The sequence below is a fragment of the Kovacikia sp. CALU 1929 genome (assembly GCF_056784235.1).
In genome coordinates, this window is sequence record NZ_JBXBCF010000090.1 from 125,650 (window position 1) to 145,360 (window position 19,711).

General features: G+C 51.4%; 15 protein-coding genes. 7 read left to right on the top strand and 8 right to left on the bottom strand.

Annotated elements, in window-relative coordinates:
- Positions 1 to 139: 139 nt before the first annotated feature.
- Positions 140 to 385 carry a photosystem I iron-sulfur center protein PsaC gene (psaC, locus tag AC1S52_RS25030; RefSeq protein ID WP_106255483.1) on the top strand — a complete coding sequence of 82 codons (246 nt, stop codon included), beginning with the start codon at positions 140 to 142 and terminating at the stop codon, positions 383 to 385.
- Between the two features lie 313 nt (positions 386 to 698).
- On the opposite strand, the gene AC1S52_RS25035 is transcribed toward psaC, so the two are convergent.
- A complete protein-coding gene (locus tag AC1S52_RS25035; RefSeq protein ID WP_482031762.1) occupies positions 699 to 1,694 on the bottom strand; it encodes an Hpt domain-containing protein in 996 nt (331 codons plus the stop codon).
- A gap of 137 nt (positions 1,695 to 1,831) precedes the next feature.
- Between AC1S52_RS25035 and AC1S52_RS25040 the strand changes: the two genes are divergently transcribed.
- From AC1S52_RS25040 to AC1S52_RS25055, 4 genes are all read left to right on the top strand, one after another.
- Complete coding sequence (locus AC1S52_RS25040; protein ID WP_482031763.1) at positions 1,832 to 2,239, top strand: GFA family protein; 408 nt, start codon at positions 1,832 to 1,834, stop codon at positions 2,237 to 2,239.
- 65 nt (positions 2,240 to 2,304) lie between these two features.
- Positions 2,305 to 2,733: a DUF4351 domain-containing protein gene (locus AC1S52_RS25045; protein ID WP_482031764.1), complete on the top strand. Its 429-nt coding sequence runs from the start codon at positions 2,305 to 2,307 to the stop codon at positions 2,731 to 2,733.
- Between the two features lie 181 nt (positions 2,734 to 2,914).
- Positions 2,915 to 5,518 carry a CapA family protein gene (locus tag AC1S52_RS25050; RefSeq protein ID WP_482031765.1) on the top strand — a complete coding sequence of 868 codons (2,604 nt, stop codon included), beginning with the start codon at positions 2,915 to 2,917 and terminating at the stop codon, positions 5,516 to 5,518.
- A complete protein-coding gene (locus tag AC1S52_RS25055) occupies positions 5,512 to 6,393 on the top strand; it encodes an aldose epimerase family protein (protein ID WP_482031766.1) in 882 nt (293 codons plus the stop codon). Before AC1S52_RS25050 ends, AC1S52_RS25055 begins: the two co-directional genes overlap by 7 nt.
- Positions 6,394 to 6,658: 265 nt before the next feature.
- Here the strand turns inward: AC1S52_RS25055 and AC1S52_RS25060 are convergent, their stop codons facing one another.
- The 3 genes from AC1S52_RS25060 to AC1S52_RS25070 all read right to left on the bottom strand — a co-directional run bounded on the left by AC1S52_RS25060 (position 6,659) and on the right by AC1S52_RS25070 (position 10,394).
- Positions 6,659 to 7,708, bottom strand: coding sequence for a cysteine peptidase family C39 domain-containing protein (locus tag AC1S52_RS25060; protein ID WP_482031767.1), 1,050 nt, complete (start codon positions 7,706 to 7,708; stop codon positions 6,659 to 6,661).
- A gap of 98 nt (positions 7,709 to 7,806) precedes the next feature.
- The gene (locus tag AC1S52_RS25065) at positions 7,807 to 9,783 is read right to left on the bottom strand and encodes a glycoside hydrolase family 10-like protein (protein ID WP_482031768.1); all 1,977 of its coding nucleotides are present in this window, start codon (positions 9,781 to 9,783) and stop codon (positions 7,807 to 7,809) included.
- Between the two features lie 146 nt (positions 9,784 to 9,929).
- Positions 9,930 to 10,394, bottom strand: coding sequence for a tetratricopeptide repeat protein (locus tag AC1S52_RS25070; protein ID WP_482031769.1), 465 nt, complete (start codon positions 10,392 to 10,394; stop codon positions 9,930 to 9,932).
- Between the two features lie 380 nt (positions 10,395 to 10,774).
- On the opposite strand from AC1S52_RS25070, the gene hisA reads away from it, so the two are divergent.
- On the top strand, positions 10,775 to 11,548 hold the full coding sequence (hisA, locus tag AC1S52_RS25075; protein ID WP_482031770.1) for a 1-(5-phosphoribosyl)-5-[(5-phosphoribosylamino)methylideneamino]imidazole-4-carboxamide isomerase: 774 nt from the start codon (positions 10,775 to 10,777) through the stop codon (positions 11,546 to 11,548).
- Between the two features lie 27 nt (positions 11,549 to 11,575).
- On the opposite strand, the gene AC1S52_RS25080 is transcribed toward hisA, so the two are convergent.
- From AC1S52_RS25080 to AC1S52_RS25090, 3 genes are all read right to left on the bottom strand, one after another.
- Complete coding sequence (locus AC1S52_RS25080) at positions 11,576 to 11,800, bottom strand: hypothetical protein (RefSeq protein WP_482031771.1); 225 nt, start codon at positions 11,798 to 11,800, stop codon at positions 11,576 to 11,578.
- Positions 11,801 to 12,179: 379 nt separating this feature from the next.
- Positions 12,180 to 13,145, bottom strand: coding sequence for an Npun_F2552 family protein (locus AC1S52_RS25085; RefSeq protein WP_482031772.1), 966 nt, complete (start codon positions 13,143 to 13,145; stop codon positions 12,180 to 12,182).
- 70 nt (positions 13,146 to 13,215) lie between these two features.
- Positions 13,216 to 14,262, bottom strand: coding sequence for an N-acetyltransferase DgcN family protein (locus tag AC1S52_RS25090; protein WP_482031773.1), 1,047 nt, complete (start codon positions 14,260 to 14,262; stop codon positions 13,216 to 13,218).
- Between the two features lie 177 nt (positions 14,263 to 14,439).
- On the opposite strand from AC1S52_RS25090, the gene alr reads away from it, so the two are divergent.
- Positions 14,440 to 15,555, top strand: coding sequence for an alanine racemase (gene alr, locus AC1S52_RS25095; RefSeq protein WP_482031774.1), 1,116 nt, complete (start codon positions 14,440 to 14,442; stop codon positions 15,553 to 15,555).
- A gap of 85 nt (positions 15,556 to 15,640) precedes the next feature.
- Here the strand turns inward: alr and AC1S52_RS25100 are convergent, their stop codons facing one another.
- Entirely contained in the window at positions 15,641 to 19,633 is a 3,993-nt protein-coding gene (locus AC1S52_RS25100; protein ID WP_482031775.1) for a DNA-directed RNA polymerase subunit beta', read from the bottom strand.
- Positions 19,634 to 19,711 lie beyond the last annotated feature (78 nt).

Sequence of the window (19,711 nt, forward strand, 5' to 3'; positions counted from 1 at the left end):
AGCCTTTCATCTATTTGGGTTCAGGCAGTGATGTACACTAAGCCTTGACTCTAAAGCATTAGCGGTAGGCTATTACTGTTAATGCTACTAGCGATAGATACTGCAAAGTGTCAAGCGATCATTTGGAGCCTTTCTTAACATGTCTCATACGGTCAAAATCTACGATACCTGCATTGGTTGTACCCAATGCGTTCGTGCCTGTCCCACTGATGTTCTAGAGATGGTTCCCTGGAATGGATGTAAGGCAGGTCAGATAGCCTCATCTCCTAGAACTGAGGATTGTGTAGGATGCAAGCGTTGTGAAACTGCTTGTCCTACTGACTTCTTGAGCATTCGGGTTTACCTGGGTGCTGAAACAACCCGTAGCATGGGTTTGGCTTATTAGAAAGCGCATTATACGCATTCAAATTTTCCATGTGGGTTCAAAGATTAAGGGGGAGCATTGTCTCTCCCTTTTTATTTGGTCGGTAGCCAGTGGTTAGTAGTACTTTGCAGCGTAAGTTCGGCAACCATTCAAAGGGTGTTAGGTATTAGGTGCCAGGTGCTAGGAACGGTAGCTAGATTTACGCCAAGCTCTCCTAGTTGGTTGTCAGTATGTAGGCTACAAACTACGAACTATGGAGTACTCCCCATCCAAAAAAAAAGACCGCGATCGCGGTCTTGACCTGCAAGGAAAGGAAGAGCTACTACGTGCAAACCTACTGAATTGCCTTCATGATGAACTCAGCCAGTTCAATGAGTTGATGTTTGTTAAATGCATTTACCAATGCTTTGGCAGCGGCTCGTGGCTCTGCTGGAATCGTGATTTTTGCACTGGTTGCAGAAGCTGAGCCTGTCATTGACTGAAGAGCAGCGACCGATGGGGTAGGGACAGGTTGGACAGGAGACTGAGCAGGAGCAGATTGAGCAGGAGCAGATTGAGCAGAGGCAATCTGTTGCAGAGCTTTGCTGGGGACGATCTCGCTGGCTCTTCCAGCAATCAGTAAATCCCCTGCTTGCTTGAGTTCTTTGATGATGAGGGGAGCCAGCGTTTGATAGGGTTTTTTGGAAGTCGCGATCGCCCTCTGGGCTGTTTGAACCAGACTCCGCCACCCTGGGCTGTTGTGTAATTGAGTGATACGTCCGCAGAAGGTGACTAATTGCTGACGACTGGCAGGTGTATCTCCCTGTTTGAACAGTTCCAGCATTTTTTTCAACACCCCATTGAGCAGGGCAGCCAGTTCTGAGCTGGTTCTGGTAGTGGGTTGGGGAGAATGAGACCCACCCGTTTTTCCTCCCATTCGTTGATTGAGATAACCTTGCAGTTCAATAAATAAGGGTTCTGCTGCCTGAACTGCCTGTTCTGCATCGTCTGCCCGTAAACCATAGGGAGACTGAAGTTCTTCTACTAAATCTTTGAGAGTATCAAACCCTTTGAGAAAAAGATTTTCTAGATTCTGATCAATTTCAACCGGATGTTCTTTCAACTGCTTAAAGCAGTCCTCCAGATGATGACCCACTCTTTGAATACTATTGAAGCCCAGCATTGCTGCTCCACCCTTAACAGAGTGTGCCGCTCGGAACATCTCATTCAGTTGTTCTGAATCGGCCATGGTCGCTTTTAGGTTCAGTAACCCCTGTTCAATCGTGTCGAGATGTTCTTTGGCTTCTTCAATGAAGTAACCTAAAATTTGCTGCTGTTTCGTTGCTTGCACGACCCTATCCCCGCCAAAGTACTAATTGGTGTACGAGCGCATGGAGGCAGTAAACGATGATACCTCCTTGGTTTAAGTGTTCCCAGCTTGAGTGAGGTTGTATCTCTGGAATAAGGAATATGGGAGACAGAAACATCATGCTTCAACCTACTACATATTCAGGGGGATGCCATTGTGGGGCAGTTCGGTTTGAGGTAACCGTCGAGCAAGACGAGTATGTGGTATCTGACTGTAACTGCTCAATTTGCCAGAAGAAGGGGTTTCTACATCTGATTGTGCCACCCGATCGCTTCAGGCTATTAAGCGGTGAGGATAACCTGGTCAGCTATACGTTCAATACAGGCATTGCCCGACATTTGTTCTGCCGGACTTGTGGGATTCATGCCTTCTATCGACCGCGATCGCACCCCGACTGTTACGACATTAACGTCCGTTGCCTGGATAAAGATGCCCTCTCCCTTTTTCGAGTTGAGCCGTTTGATGGAGCCAATTGGGAGCAAAGCATCGATTCCCTCAAGTCAGTGTTTCCGGATATCTCCACGTAAAGTTATGCGACGAGATTCAATTTTTTACAAGCTGTTTCAACAATTTCCGACACTTCTGTTTGAGCTTGATCGTACTTACTACCGTAGAAGCAGAACAAGCACCAGAGGAAGCCAGGCATATACTAGCTAGATCCGGACAGGAAGTATCTGAGCCAGCAAGCCAAGCCATAATAGAGATGCTTACAACCATTATGGTATACCGATTTGACCAACTAAGCCGAGCAGAGGTGGAGTCGATGCTAGGAATCACCCTTCAGGAAACGAGAGTTTACCGAGAAATCAAGGAGGAAGGCAGACAAGAAGGCAGACAAGAAGGCAGGGAAGCGCTCTCGAATGTAATTTTCTATCAGTTGACCCGGTGTTTTGGAGAACTCCCTGAGGGAGTACGCTCTTTAATGGCTGGCTTGTCCTTAACTACCCTGGAAGAGTTGGGGGAGGTATTGCTTGATTTTACGAGTTTGGCTGATTTACAGGTTTGGTTAGAAGCGCAATAAATTGGCGATCGAGTTTTTTAGGACTAAAAATTCTAAATGTTGCCAGATTACCCGAATTTTTTTGAAATTTTAGAAAGTTATCGAGTATTAATGAACTAATAGGCGCAATCAGTTGCGCTGAAATGTTAGGGAGTGGCGTTGGTTTTGGGACAGGCGTGGCGGATAGTGAGGATTTGCACCAATGGTTTACACGGACGAATTGTATCAACCACCCATTGTGGAGTTGGCAAAAGCAGGCAACTTTCAGGCGATCGCCCACTGGATTAATCAGTATTTGATGCCCTACGGCATGGCAGCCTCGGTGAGTAGTGCTCATCCTGGCTGCCTGAAGATTTTGGTTGATCTGCCCTGGACTGAATCGAGAGAGTTACCCGAAGATCGCCGTGATTATCTGGTGCGCTACATCTGCCATCGCATCTGGCATTTGAACTCAGCGGTGATTGAAGGAGCGCAAATTGCTGCCCGATTTGTGGGAGAGTCTCAAATCCTCTGGGCACAGTCAGTAAAGGTCGTTTCCCCTGCCCGGCGCTTGCGCCAGCAGCAGTCAAAACAGCTTCGTACCCAGGTGCAACAGGTCACTCAGCAAAAGGCGCAGATCAAAACCTTCCGTGCTTTTCTGGTCAGCGGTGCTCCAGTGTTTGCCTTTCTGTTTGGCTGTATTCTAGGCTTTTCTAAAGCTCCTGTTGAGCAGACAAATGCCGCTGCCTCTTCGCAACCGGATACTCAAGGCGGTTCAGCCAGTGCTGGTGAGCAGGTAGTCGATCGCCCAAATACGGTGCAGGCAGCCCTGGAAGTTGTGCCTGTGGTAAAGCATGACCGGGTCATGAATCCAAAGGATCCGATGGTGACGCTGATGTTTTCGGGCGACGTAACGCTGGCAGAAGCATTTGAAGAGGCGATCGGGAAGGATTATGACCATGCCTTTGCGGCGATGCCCGAATATCGCGAGGCAGATCTGGCAATAGTGAATCTGGAAAACCCGCTAACAAAAGCCACCATTCCCCTGCCCGACAAGCAGTTTAATTTCAAATCAGCGCCCGAATCAGTCAAGGTCTTACAGAAAGGCGGAGTCGATCTGGTCAACCTGGCGAACAATCATACGATGGATTTCCAGGAAGCCGGTCTGATTGAGACAATAGAAACCCTGGATAATGCCAACATTTTGCACATGGGTGCAGGGCGGGATGAAACCGAGGCTCGTCGTCCCAGGATTGTGGAAGTGAAGGGGCAACGGATTGCCTACCTGGGTTATTACGGTACCGATTTTCATGCCGCTACGGCAAAAAAAGCCGGTACCAATTTTGCTGATGAAGCCCGAATTGCTGCCGACATCAAGTCGATTCGGGATCAGGTGGATTGGGTTGTCGTGAATTTCCATTGGGGTGAGGAACTGGCAAATTACCCGGCTGAGTGGCAGGTTGACCTGGCGCACTTTACGATTGACCAGGGAGCCGACCTGATTGTGGGACACCATCCCCATGTGTTGCAGGGAGCGGAGATTTATAAAGGACGACCGATCGCCTACTCTCTGGGCAACTTTATCTTTGGGGGGAACACGCGCAAAGATTATGATACAGCGGTGCTAAAGGTGGCACTGAAAGATCGCCAGATGAAGGTCGAGTTTTTGCCGGTAGAGGTGCGAAACTATCAGCCTCAGGTAGTAGATGGCGATCGCGCGGCTCAAATCCTTAAGCACATTGGCGATCTGTCCACTGGCTTTACCCAGCCCATGCAATCGGCGGCTGTTTTAGATGCTCAGTTGGCTCCCAAAGTGGAACCCACCCCAGTCGTTCCTGTGACTCAGCCTTCTAACCCGCCGGAAACCTCCACCCCATTCATTGAGCAACAAACTCCAGATGGCAGTGCCTCGCCTGCACCCAAATCGACTGCCCCAGCCGATGCAACTGTCCCAGCAGTAGAACCGTCACCTTCTACCGGGACGGTAACCCCCTCTCCTGTAGAAAATTCGGAATCTTCACCGGAACCGACTCCTGGCGGTGTAGTGTCCCCTGCCGCAGAACCCACCATTCCCCAAGACATGGCATCTCCAGACTCAACCCTCCCAGAAGATGCTGCGAATCCCTATAGTCCTCCAGCTACCAGCGAATCCGCTTCACCCAGTACCCAATCTGAAACCTGGGATCATTCCCCATCTCCTGATGCCGGATCGTCTGCGTCTGAGTCCACAGACACCTACCCTTCCTCCTCCGGTGAAGCTGAAATGCCAGCAGATGAAGCGATCGAAGATGGGGGCGATTCCTTGACCGATCCGGCAGAGGCTGAGCGCCTGCTCAGGGAGGCTGAAAGGATTTTAGAACAGGATATTCCGTCCTTTGATGCTCTAGAACCTCCTGGGGCGGTTGGGGGTCCGGCGGATCCGGTTGATTCTCCCAACCACTACAATGATGCAGGTGCAGCCGATTCTTCTGATTCCCCTCCTGGGGCGGTTGGGGGTCCGGCGGATCCGGTTGATTCTCCCAACTACTACAATGATGCAGGTGCAGCCGATTCTTCTGATTCCCCAGCACCGATGGATTTCAGCCAACCACCTGCTCCTGATCATGATTCATCGAAGCCCTCCAGTCAGGTTGACTACTCTATGGAAGGGGCATTTGCCGAACCAGACCGGGACGCAGAAAGGATAGCGCTGCGTTATTTATCCCATTCTCGCGAACTGACGACTCGTTTTCATGGCTATAGGGAGTCGGAGTTGATTTCCCCGGTTTTGGAGGAAGAGGTTCAACCAGAGCCTGCGGTAGCATTGATGGCAGCCGCCATTTGGTAACCGCCATGTTTGCGATCGCCCTGAAACACAATCCATTCAAGACTTATATCCTGTCCAATCCAGCAACTGGAGCAAGCCTGGAAGTCGTGCCAGAGCGGGGGGGGATGGTCACTCGCTGGCAGGTAAACGGGCGAGATATCCTTTATCTGGATGCCGAACGGTTTGCCAATCCGTCAATGTCTGTACGGGGCGGGATTCCTATTTTGTTTCCTATCTGTGGCAACCTGCCAGACAATACCTATACCTATCGTGGAGAGCAGCACAGTCTGAAGCAGCACGGCTTTGCCCGCGACTTGCCCTGGGAAATTACCGACCAGGTGACTCAAGATCGGGGTAGTCTGGTGTTGAGCCTGACCAGTAATGAGCAGACCCGTGCCGTCTATCCCTTCGAGTTTGAGCTGACCTTTACCTACACTCTGCACAATGGCACCCTGGCAACTCACCAGCGTTATACCAACCGTTCTGAAGTGCCAATGCCCTTTTCAGCAGGTTTTCACCCCTATTTTCAGGTGGCAGACAAAACTCAACTGGAATTTGACATTCCTGCTAGCAGTTTTCTAGATCAGATGACAAAAACCGTCCATCCCTTCAATGGCAAGTTTGACTTTGAGCAGGATGAAATCGATGTTGCTTTTGTTGGTGTTTCCCATCAAACGGCAACCGTGCGCGATCTCAGCCAGTCCCTCCAACTCACGCTGGAATACAGCAACACCTTTTCAACCCTGGTGTTCTGGACGGTTAAAGGCAAGGACTATTACTGTCTGGAACCCTGGACCGCTCCCCGCAATGCCCTCAATACCGGAGAGCATTTGATTTACCTGGATCCCGGAGCCAGTATGGAAACTTTTTTCAATCTCGGCGTAGAACTTTTGTAAACCTGATGCCTGAAGAGAAGTTCCAACTGGCGTGAATTTATCTCTTCAACTCAGAGATCCAACATCAACAACAACTCTGCGATCGCCTGGGGTAAAGAAATCATAGGTCAAAGGACAGGTTTGATTGCCAGCGCGATCGCTACCCTGTAAAACTAATGTGTAAATTTTCTCCTCTTCTAGCAGTCGTTGGTTCTTTACAAACTCTCTCCAAACCTTACTTTTGCTCAGTGCGTCTACTGGTTTTTTAACCGAATTCCGGTTTTGATTACCGACTGACCTGATATTCTTTCAACGTGGGTACTCTTTCCAGGGAGGGACCCATCAGCAGCAAAATAGTTTGAGTGTCCAGGTAACTGGTTGGTTTAATTCCCACCGCTTGCTGGAATTGCTGGAGTTTCTGTTTAAAGTCCTGGGCAGACTGACTGGCAAAGCCTGCTTTCTTCAGGTAAGCCATTGCCTGAGTTTGGGTAATCGCGGTTTCGCCTCGACGGAAAATGGGAACATACTCCCGCCGCCAGATTTCGGCAAATTGAGCACGGTCTAACACAAAAATCTTTCCCCTGGCTGGGTCACCGATCGCCATCAACTGGTCATTCATTGCCAGCAAAGCGACGGCATGGGGCAACTTGCGGGGACCATCCAGCAACCACACCCCCAACACACCCGGACGGTTAATCCGCTGCATTTGCTCCCAGGTGGGGGCGAGTTCAACCCCATCCATTTCCAGGTCACGGGCGGCGGCAATCAGTTGGGGCATGGAAGTTCCCAGGCGACTGGTGCCAGCCAGCTTTGCCACACTCGACTCGGTGGCATCCATCTCCCACTGACGCAGCACTGTTGCCAAAGCCGCAGGAGCGCAACTGCTTGTAGAGGTTTGTCTAAAAACCCCATTTGGCTGTAAGTTATTGTGCAGTTCTGGATAGATGGGTGCCAGGAAGTACGCTTCGGCTGTGCTGAAGCCGCCCACCCCCAGCAAACCGAGCAGAACAACCGCAATCACCTGCGATCGCGCTGTCTTCCAACTCACGATATATGCCAGCCCACAGAAGCCCAGCAGCACTACCCGCAGGATTGTCCAGGTCACCTGCATTCCATAAATTCGCCATTGCAGCGGCAACACCTGCATCTGGGGCACATTCAGCGCTAGGACAACCAAGCCGATGTAGAGTCCCAGAAACAGTAGCGAAACGGCAGTTTTACCCTTAAACAAATCGTTGGCTGTGGCTCCCTTGCGGAGCAAAAAGCGCCCAAACCGGACACCCCAGCGAAATGCCAGCCAGCCCAGCAGCAGCGTAATTAGTCCCTCAATCAGCATTCGCAGGTGCCTGGGTGATAGTTCTTAACTCAAGGGGAACTTTCGCCAGTCTAGCGTTTTAGCTTGGAGGCTGCGATCCGTTGTTTCACACAGATGTTTTACACAGAAACAACAACCCCGACACTTTCCTGAGACAGGCGATTCACGGCGCTCACAGCATAGGTTCCCTGCCCGATGGTAATCGCCGTAACAGAAGCAGGCAGCACTTGTAGTAATGTCCACTGGCTGCCATCCTGCCGATACAGTGCCCAACTCCGGATAGCTGAACTGGCGACACTCCAGGTTAGTTTGCTGTTTTGCACCTGAACTCGTTGGGGCTGAGTGGGGAGTGTTGCCTTCAACCAGGGGATAACCGGAGCTAGAGCCGGAGTGCGATAGGTCGCAATTTGAAAGCGATCGCGAATTCCCAGCCGGTTGTTGGTAAAAGCACTCATGCTGAAAAAAATGTTGCCCAGTGCCAGTTGCGAACTGAGCGTGCGCGTAATCTCGACTTGACGCTCAATTTCTGCCACATCCCAGCTTCTACCATCCAGTTGTCCCAGGTTGTTACCGGGATAAATATGGCGCTGCTTAGAGTTACTGCCCACCCACCAGTTCAGCAAAACAGGATAGCTCTGGGCAGGTGGGTCTATGCGCCAGTAAAGCTGGGGAGCAAGGTAGTCAACCCAGCCCTGCTGGAGCCATTTCAGGGAATCGGCGTAAAGCTGGTCGTAGGCATCTAGCCCGCGAATTTGCTCTGGTTGCCCAGGACGGTAAATGCCAAAAGGGCTGATCCCAAATTTGACATGGGGCTTTTCTGCTCGAATTCGGGTCGCAAGCCGCTGGATCAGTTGATTGACGTTCTCTCTGCGCCAGTCTGCCAGGGAAAGAGTGCCGCCACTGGCTCGATAAGCCTGGTAGGTGCTGCTGTCAGGAAAGGTTTGACCGGCAATGGGATAGGGATAGAAGTAATCATCCAGGTGAATGCCGTCTACGTCATACCGACGCAACACATCCATAATGACGTTGAATGCTTGATCTTGTACTATCTTTGCGCCCGGATCCATCCAGAGTTGGTTTCCCCAGGGATAAACCACACCAGGATGGGTTACGGCGATATGAGGATGGACATTGACCGTTCGTTGAGAGGTTCTAGCACGGTAGGGGTTAAACCAGGCATGCAGTTCGATGTTGCGTTCGTGGCACTGGGCGATCGCAAACTCCAGCGGATCATAAAATGGCTCCGGTGCCTTTCCCTGGGTGCCCGTCAGCCAGTTGCTCCACGGCTCCAACTGAGAAGCATAGAGGGCATCCCCCTCCGGTCGTACCTGCAAGATCAGAGCATTCAAATTCAGCGCCTGCATCTGGTTCAGAATGGAAACCAGTTCTGTCTGTTGCTGTTGGCTGGAAAGTCCCTGCTGAGAGGGAAAATCCGAATTCCAGACAGTTGCCACCCACACTGCCCGAAACTCCCGACGGTGACTGACATTCGCGGTTTGCACCCACTGCACCAGGTATTCAGAGGCGATCGCCGGTGCCTGTCCCAGGTACACCAGGCATTGATAGATAAAGACCGCTACTTCTGCACGAGTGGCTAACTGTAACGGTTTAAGTTGTTGGAGCGAGGGGTAGTTCACCACAATTCCGGCTACGGTGGCAGCGGCGATCGCCCCCGTAGCCCAGCCTGGAATCTGACCATTGTCCTGGTACAGCGTTGCCAGTGGTACTTTACCCGACGACGGAAATCCCAGTCCTCCGGCTAAGGATGCCAACGCCTGAACCCTTGGCATCGACTCATCCGGGCGAAATTGCCGACCGGGGTAGCCTGATAAAAAGCCAGTCTCATAGGACCAGCGAATAGCATTGACTGCCCAGTGGTTTGCTGGCACATCTCCAAACGGCACATAAGGACGGGTGCCAGCACGGGGAAACGCCACAAATAAAAGCGCTGCAAATTCGGCTCTGGTGAGTGCGCGATTGGGACGAAAAGTTTGATCCTCAAATCCGCGAACAATTCCGCGCCGTGCTAGTTCCTCAATAAACGATCGCGCCCAATGGGTCTGAATATCTGGGAAGCGAGGTGAGGCAGCAACCATGTTCCAAATGACTCCGGCTCGACTGCTGCCATGTTACCGGGCAATTTGGAAAAGAGAAGCCAAATTTAGGAACCAGCAGGCAAAATCCAGGAGCCAGAATTGTGTCTTTTAATCAAATACCTGACACCTGACACCTCACATCTACCTCATGATGCCGCTTCCAAACGATTAGGCATCCATGTCGTTGGATATTCCTCACAAATGGTAAAGCCACGCTGTTGAATGCTAAGGGCAACGTTGTAACTATTTCTTGCCTCACGTTGGCGGTTCAAGAAAGCCAGAACAGCCCCCCGAAAGATCCAGATTTCTCGGTTGTCGGGGGACAGTTCCAGAGCTTGATTAAAACTTGCAAGGGCAGTTTCATAACATTTCAGGTAAGCCAGCACAACCCCTCGATAAACCCACGTTTGATGATGGTTGGGGTGACGTTGTAAAGCAATGTCAAAACTGGTCAGTGCTGCTTCATAATGCCCCTGCCAGGTCAGCATTTTGCCCCGGTTATACCAGATGTAGTGAGGGCTTGTAGGAACCAACGATACTTCCTCAGGTCGATACTGAAGGGGATTATGACCTGAGTTAGCAAAAGTACAGGCTGAAGCAGAGATACCCATGAACCAATAATGCTCCAATGTTCTCAAAACGTAGATTCTACCTAAGCAGAAATTTAAGGGCAATACCACCTTGTCTAAATTGTTACTCCTGTTGCGGAGAAGCCCTGATCGAACTTCACAAACTTCAGAAAAATAAAGTACTGCACCGGGAATCTTAAAGGTTAGGTTAACGAGGTGTCAGGTGTCAGGTGTCGGGGGAAAGGAGAAGGTGGTAGGGGTCAAGTGGTAGGCAACTTTCTGCTATGTGCCTTTTGCCTTCACCTTTCCCCCATAAACTCTCAACGCTTGATATTCTCCCCAATCCCCCATCGCCTCTACAGCATTGATTTTGCTCCAGGTCATGGGCTACTGTGCAGTAGGTTGACTTAGAAGAAAACAGAATGGATGTTATTCCGGCGATCGATTTATTGGAAGGGCGCTGTGTCCGGCTATATCAGGGGGATTACGGGCAGGCACAAACGTTTGATGAGAATCCGGTAGAGGTTGCCCGCCAATGGGCAGCGGAAGGCGCTTCTCTGCTGCACGTAGTGGATCTCGATGGGGCGAAGGCGGGGCATCCAATCAACCTGTCGGCAATTGAAGCCATTGTGCGCGCGGTAGATGTGCCTGTACAAGTGGGGGGAGGTTTGCGCGATCGCACCAGTGTTTCTACCTTGCTCAACCTGGGAGTGCAGCGAGTAATTCTGGGGACTATTGCCGTTGAGCAACCGGATCTGGTGAATCAGCTTTGTCAGGAGTTCCCAAAAAAAATTGTGGCAGGAATCGATGCCCGCAATGGACGAGTGGCTACACGGGGATGGATAGAAACGTCTGCGGTGATAGCAACCGATCTGGCTCAGGAAATGGCAGTTCAAGGGGTGGCAGCAATTATTTACACCGATATTCATCGGGATGGGACGCTTCAGGGACCCAATTTGGCAGCCCTACGAGAACTGGCTGATAGCGTGGCAGTGCCGGTAATTGCATCGGGTGGAGTCAGTTCAGTAACAGATCTGCTGAGCCTGTTGACGCTTGAACCCGTTGGGGTAACCGGGGCGATCGTGGGTCGAGCGCTTTACACAGGTGATATCTCTCTTAAGGAAGCCCTTAGAGCTGTGGGACCGGGTCGCTGGCAGGATGTTCCTCCCGATTTTGGCTCTTCGACAATCGCATGATGGATGGGAGAGTGCGGTAAATCAGGTCTAAGCGTGGACAGTCAGTCGGCTTCGTGCCAGGTCGCGAATTAGGGGCAGGCGGGAACGAATGTAGGTGCCGAAGATAACCGCTTCCTCGTGGTTGAGCGATCGCTGGTTGATTAACTGTTTCAGCAGCCATTGCACCAGGCTGGTGTCGTCCAAGTTGAGTAGGACGTTTGACTGGGTTGTTTCCACCACAGACCAGAGTTGACGCAGCATAAAAGGTGACATGCAAACTCTTCCAGGACTAGGGACAGGGCAGGGAAGTTTGGATTTTAGAGTATGAGATTTTAAATTCGCTATCTGGATAATCACTCTAATAGAAAAAGCTTTCCCCAAAAGACAATCCAAAATCTACACTCTCCAAACTTCCTTTCTGGTTAAACCATAGCCAATCTAGCGAAGGAAAGCTGGGGAGCATACAAGACAACACAAGAGTTACAAAACACTTAACTATCTGATTTATAACTTGACCTACATCTCATCTATTTTCTGAGGCGATCGCTTTTAGAGTAAACGCTACACAGAATAGGACTATTTTGAAGTTATCTTGAGATTCATTCAGATGAGTGAAATTTAGCCTTTTGACTCAGAGCAAGCGGGTGGGGGGTTAACGGTTGGCATACGCCTGCATCGGTTCTTTGATGAACCGAATGTAAAGGTGCTTAAACGTAGACTGGAAGATGCGAGGAAGCCCAAAATCAATTGGAACCAGGGTTTCAGGAAGCTGCCAGTTATTAATTTGGAGTTCTTCTGGGCGTAAATGGGGAAAGTGAATGGCACTGGTTTCGGGACAAAGCCCTAACCGCTGGGCAGCTACCAGTGTCGGAACAGTGACCGGATCGACGTTCAGAACATCTAATACGGCTTTATCCAGGGCGAAAACATTAGTCGAGGCTGCCAGCAGATTTAACCGACGGGGATCGCCGCCGCTGGGTCCATTACCTTCGTGCCCAATAATGCCATCCAGGATAGTGAGGTCTGGATTAATTGCCCGCGCAGTTTCAACCAGCATTGTGCCAAAGCGATCGCGGTCTTTCCCAGCTTCCAGATGCCACCAGGCTTTCATTTTACCCGGTACACAGCCAAACAGATTTTTTACGCCCAGGGTCATGGTCAATTGAACGTGGGACTTGACCTTGGGTAGGTTAATCACCACGTCTGCATCCATTGCCTCTTTGCACAGCAGTAAATGATTGAACTCATCACTCACTGTCTGGTAGCGCATACCGTGAAAATCCACAATGGGCAGGTTGATCGATTCGGTGAGTGGCAGGTAGCCATTGGCTTTTGCTACCCCTTTAGCGCTGCCAAACGCGGGGCCATCTCCCAGAAAAGGCTGCCCTCCTGCTTCCTGCACCATTTGAGCAACACAGTAGACAATTTCTGGACGGGTCACACACTCCTTTCCCGGACGTGCGCCGGTTAGCAAATTGGGTTTAAGCAGAACCCGATCGCCCGGTTTCACAAAGGCTGCCATTCCGCCTAATGGCTGCAATAGCGTTTCTAAAGATTCACGCAGTAGGGAGCGATCGTAGGACTGTGCCCGGATCAGGCTAACCGATGGTTGACTCATGGAGGTTTGGGTGTGTGACGTTTGAGGGTTTAGTTTTTAGATTAGCGGATCTTTAAGTCGTCAGAGCCATTCATGTGTGACGCAAAATGGCATCCAATAGCAAATCTGCTCCCATGCGCACGGGATCGGTACAGGGAAGCCCTGTTTCAATGGCAGCCTGTTCAATTGCCCGTTGAGCCTCGGTGTCATTTAGATGGGCGGTGTTGAGCGCGATCGCTGCCACTTTGGCAGGCGTAAAATTGCCGCCAGCGGCGGCTACGGTTTCATAGACTCTGACCACCTCTCGCAAAGGTGGAATAGGAAAATCGTCATAACGTCGAATGTGAGTCTGCCCTGCCCGGTGAACCAGAATTAGATGAGTCGGTTGGCTGCCCCGCATCAGAGGCAGAGTAGCCGTTGAGGAAGGATTGAAAAAGGAACCCTGCCCCTCAATGTGCAAAATATCGTAGTGATTGCCTGCTTGCATCACCAGTTGTTCCACGGCTCCAGCGGCAAAGTCAACCCGGATGGCATCCAGGGGAATGCCACTGCCCGAAATCATAATACCCGCCTGCCCGGTGCCGAGAAATTTGGAACGCAGTCCCCGCTGGAGAGAAGCCAGGTTCAGTTCCAGACTGGTAGACATTTTTCCAACTGCCATATCGGTGCCCACCGTCAGCACACGCAGACAGTCCAGTAACCTTGCTTGCCCGGTCCCAACTGGCAAATTGGGGGGTTCTTGCCGCACATCCCAGATCCACTGTCCTGGTTTCAACAAGGGCTGGAATTCCGGATCGGTTTTGAGGCGGTAGTGTAATCCATTAGCCACCGAAACCCCGACGGCGATCGCCCTTCGGATATCATCCCGCCAGTCCTCTGGCAATTCCCCTCCTAGCTTCGCAATCCCAATTGCCAGAACTTCTGGCTCGTACTGCAATGCCGCTTCTACTGAAGCCACGATGGGCACCGGGCGTTGAATTCCGGTCAGATCAACCAGGGACTCCCCGGCACACTCGCGGTCAATTACGGCAACAATTTTGGCATCCGAAAACCGCAGCATTGCCAAGCCGGTCTTGCCGTGCAGCCCTCGAATCCCTTCATGCATTAGAATCGTCACTCGCTGGTCAGGCTTCATCATGCAGTCAATCTCCACCGACTCGAAACTTCGGCACGGTTTAGGCAGCGATCGCATTTGGTACAGCGAACACAGTTATTAAAAATGACCAGGAGTAAACTTCAACCAGCTTTTGTCGAAGTCATTCTCAAAGCCCCTTAGCCCTTATTTCACTACAGTCCCACCAAATGCTACCGCTAAATGAACCAGCATCACATTGAAGTGACGGTCTCTAAATCAGCATTTGCGGCAAACATTCGCTATCTACGCGATTGGGTTGCCCCCGCTCAACTATGTGTGGTAATGAAGGCAAATGCTTACGGTCACGGGCTAGAGGCATTGGCACCCACAGCCACTGTAGCGGGTGCAACTTACATTGGTATTTGCACCAATCCTGAAGCGGCAACCATTCGCCGCCTGGGGCTAGGCACTAAACTTTTGCGCCTGCGGATGGCTTTACCAGAGGAGCTGGAGGAATCGATTGACCAGTTACAGATTGAAGAGCAGGTCGGCTCAATGGAGGTGGCAGACTATCTTTCAACGGCAGGTATGCAGCGGGGTAGAGAAATTCCGGTTCATGTCAACATTGATACAGGCATGGGCAGAAGTGGTTTTTTTGCCTCCGACCTTGAAAGGATTCAAAAGGTTTGTCGGTTGCCCGGTCTCCGCATTACTGGCATCATGACCCACTTTGCGGCAGCGGATGGCAAAGATTTGGCATTGACCGAAAGACAACTGGAATCCTTTTACCGACTTTGCCACAGCTTGCGCGACGATCTTCCAGATGGTGTGTTGACCCATACCCACAATAGCGCCGCCACCGTGCGCCTGCCCGCCCAATGCCACAATTTAGTCAGAGTAGGAGCCGCCTGCTATGGGGTTCGTACCTCTCAGGCGTTTTCTAATCCAGCGGAGTTGAAGCCTGTGATGTCGGTCAAAACCAGAGTTGCTCAAGTGCGGCATGTGCCTGCTGGAAGCACTATTGGTTACGGCAGTCTATACACCACTCAACGCGATAGTTTAATTGCATCGCTCCCAGTGGGCTTTGGCGAGGGCTATCCTCGTTCGCTATTTAACAAAGGCATTGTTCTGATCCACGGTCACCGTTGTCCCGTCGTGGGACGGGTTTCGCTCAACATTACCACGGTGGATGTGACAGACTTACCCCAGGCAGTAGAGTGGGGGGATGAAGCCGTATTAATTGGTTGTCAGGGCAATGAGGAAATTACATTTGAAGAGTTGGCAGATAAGATTCAGAGCGTCCATACTGAGATTAATTTGATGGCAGGCTTTATGAATCAGGTGAGCTATCAGTAAGTATCAAACCTAAAAAAAAGAGGCGCGATCGCGCCTCTTTTGCTAATTCAAAAGTGAGCTTTAGAAGCCAAATTTGGCACTGGATCTAGATCTCATCGTCGTCCTCGTCTTCCCCGTTATCGTCCCCGTCGTCCCCCATATCATCGCTGATCAGATCATCATCTTCCAGGATGGGTGAGAAAGCAGGGCTTTCAGGAGTCATACCGAAGTTGTCAAAGGTGAAGTTGGGGCGATCTTCAAAGTTATCTAACCCGTAGGCACGGGCGGTGCGATCGTCCAACACCACATCTTTTAGATCAGCATCATCATCAAACATGTTGATACCGTCATAGGTCAGGTCAATATCCGGGCTACCCACCTCTTCATAGGCATTAAAGCCTGTACCTGCTGGAATTAACCGTCCAATGATGACGTTTTCCTTCAAGCCACGTAACCAATCAGACTTACCTTCGATCGCCGCCTCTGTCAGAACCCGGGTGGTTTCCTGGAAGCTGGCAGCCGAGATAAAGCTATCGGTGTTCAGCGAAGCCTTGGTGATACCCAACAGCACAGGCGTATATTCTGCCGGAGCACCGCCCGTGATCGACATTGCCTCATTCACCTGCTCTACCTGGTAAAGCTCAACTAGCTCTCCAGGCAGCATAGTCGTATCGCCTCCATCATCTACACGAGCCTTGGAGGTCATTTGGCGCACCACAACCTCAATATGCTTGTCTGAAATATCAATTCCCTGAGACTGGTACACAGACTGTACTTCATTCACCAGGAACATCTGCACCTCCCGCAAACTAACCAGGGCTGCATCGTGAACCCCGGCTGTTTCCCGGTTTGCCTTGAACAAGACCTCCAGCAGTTCATGGGGATTGGCAGGACCATCGGTGAGACGCTCTCCAGCGTTTACCTCCTGTCCGTCACCCACAATCACGTTTTGACCAGGACTCAGGGTGTACTCTGTCACAACGCCATCGGTTTCAATCACCTTGACTTCCACCGAATCATCTTCTCCATAGTTCACCTGAGCAGTACCCGCTCGTTCCACCAAGACGCAGGCTTCCTTGGGTTTCCGGGCTTCCAGCAGTTCCTCAATCCTGGGAAGACCCTGAATGATATCCCCAGTCTTAGTACGCTCAAACACCAGCAGCACCAGGTTGTCACCCCGTTGCACCAGGTCGCCATCATCAATGTGTAGCACCGCACCAGGAGACACCCGGTAGGGACGAGCAGACCGCAACTTGACAGAGGTATCTCCCACTTCAACCACCTGACTAGATTCCTCTAACACAACACCAGAGGCAATCTCACTCCCAGCCACCAAGAGATCCCCAGTTTTTACGGTCGGAGGTTTACCCGCTGTTTCAACCATCACCTGGTCCGCATCCCGAACCACCAGAATCCGCCGAATGGCTTCTGCTCCCTGCCGAATCCCTCGGACTTCCCCAGCTTCCTTGCATTGGATCTCGGTACGGGCAACCACGGCTCCAGGAGCAATCTGGTCACCATCCTTAACTAAAATGCGGGTGAGCGTACTACCCTGGGTCGGATCAGCGGCAATGTCACGGCGAACCACCAAGGATTCCAGAATGACCAACTGAAGGCGGAGCATTTCAGGCTCGGTTTCATCTTGTACCAACTCAATGTCTGCCGCTAGTTGAGGCGCATCCTTATCGATCTCTAGTACCAGTTGAATTTTGAGCAATTCCAGCCCTTCAACGGACTTGACCCGCTCTCCATCCTTGTAAGGCATCCGCTGCACAGCCCGCAGGCGAATGGACCGACCCGACTCTTCACTGGTCGATTCCTGGCTGGGAACGGAAGGCTCATCGGGCACGGAAAACTCTGTCACCGGACGCAACAGCATGGCTGGGCCCTCAGGAGTTTCCACATACTCGGCATAGCGCAATTCATCGACAATTAGTCCCGGCATAACTTGCTGACCGGGGTTGACCAGGGTACTCTCACGGGTGATGATGTCGTCCAGATTATCGATCATGTGCAGATCACCGGGTTTAACCACAATTTCCCGCAGAATGTCGTTTTTCTGAGTCACTTCAACCACACCGTTGCTCTGGCAGAAGATGTCTTTAACCACTTCAGTACCTGCTTCCACGTACTGACCGTCTTCCACCATCAGCAGCGAAATGTCTTTATTGACTTCGTGGGCTTCTTCTGGAATCCACAGCAGGGTGCCCCCCTTGACCACTTCATACCCCTGTTTTGCTTTGCCACGCTTGGCAACTTCGACCCCAGAGTACTTGATGATGCCACCCGTTTGGGTGCGGTAGTGGTCGTCGATCAGTTCGGCAACCACCTGATTGTTGGTCACTTTGGTTCCGGGAGTTGCTTTTAGGGAGAAAAGCTGATTGTGGTTCGTTTCGATCAGGTAATGATCCCGACCCTGGTAGCTTTCCACCCGCACCCGCGCCTGGTCTAACAGCACAGAGGCAGTAATAATTTCTACCTCCCGTCCACCTTTACCCTCAATTTCCTGGGGCAACCGAACCGTACCCCCATGCTCGGTGATCAGTTTGGTCTCAGCGATGACACCATCCGCTTCGATCGAATCCCCGTTACTGACAATTGGCTCAGCACCGGGCGGCAGGTTGTAAACCTCGCCAGAAAGAATCCAGAGGAGACCACCCCGCTGGGCAATACGGGTGGTGTTGCCTTGGCGATCTTTCTTTTCTTCCGGCACCAGGTCAGCAAACTTAACCTCACCTGCCATGTCGGACGCTACATCTTTCGCGGCTTTTTCTGTGGTCTTGCGCGATCGCCCAGTCAGAGGCACTTCTGCCAGAATTTGCCCTGCCTTCACTTTTTCCCCGTCTCGTACCAGCACGGTCGCTCCCTGAGCAACGGAGAAGGACTGTTGCTGACCATCCTTACTTTCCAGGGTAATCTGAGACTTGGCATCCACCGATTCAACCACCAGGGCATCTTCTCCGTGGCGGGTGCGGTAGGAACGGGTCTTCAGCTTCTTGGGAAACCGGATGGTCCCGGCAAAATTGGCACGTTCCTGGCGTGCCATTTCGCCCGTAAACACGCCGCCTGTATGGAAGGTGCGCATCGTTAGCTGAGTTCCCGGTTCACCGATAGATTGAGCCGCAATAATGCCCACTGCCTCTCCAATATCTACTGTCTTGGCATGGGCCAAGCTCCAGCCATAGCAGGATTGGCAAACAGAACGGGTCGCTTCACAGGTGAGGGGCGATCGCACTACCACCTCTTCTACCCCTGCCTTATCAATTAGCTCGGCTAGGGTATCTGAAATATCCTGATTACGAGCTGCCAGCACTTCCCCAGTGATTGGGTGAATTACATCCCGCGCAAAGACCCGTCCCAGCAACCGGGTTTTGAGCGGAATCAGGATGCGATCGCCATCCTTCATACTGCCCAATGCAATACCGCGCTGAGTACCGCAGTCAACCTCCCGAATAATCACATCCTGGGAAACGTCTACCAAACGGCGCGTTAGATAACCAGAGTCCGCCGTTCGCAGTGCCGTATCTACCAAGCCTTTGCGGGCACCATAGGACGAGATGATATACTCCGTTACCGTCAACCCTTCACGGAAGTTTGTCTTGATCGGCAAGTCAATAATTTCACCCTGGGGGTTTGCCATCAACCCCCGCATTCCTACCAACTGGCGCACCTGGGAAATATTACCCCGCGCTCCAGAGAATGCCATCATATAAACTGAATTAAGCGGACTATTGGTCTTAAAGTTGCGGACCACTTCATTTTTTAAGTCCTCATTCGTACTGTTCCAGGTATCAATCACCTTCTGGAACCGTTCAACCTCCGTAATCTCTCCGCGAGTATACCGATCTTCCGTTTCCCGGATCATCTCCTCTGCCGATTCGATCAGCTGCCGCTTGCTAGCAGGAATTTGAAGATCATCAACGCTAATTGAAACCCCTGCCTTCGTTGCATACCGAAAGCCCAGATCCTTGATTAAATCAGCCATCTGGGCAGTGCGGGCGGTACCATAGTGCATGAATGCCCAGGAAATCAACCGAGTCAACTGCCCCTTATTGATGACTCGATTGCGAAAAATTGGTTGATTGTTCTGCTCTGCCATCGTTTACCCCGCCTCTACCGTAAATGGGTTGGATTAGAGGTTTTGAACCTTAGATCGCGCTCCCAAATCGCCAACCTA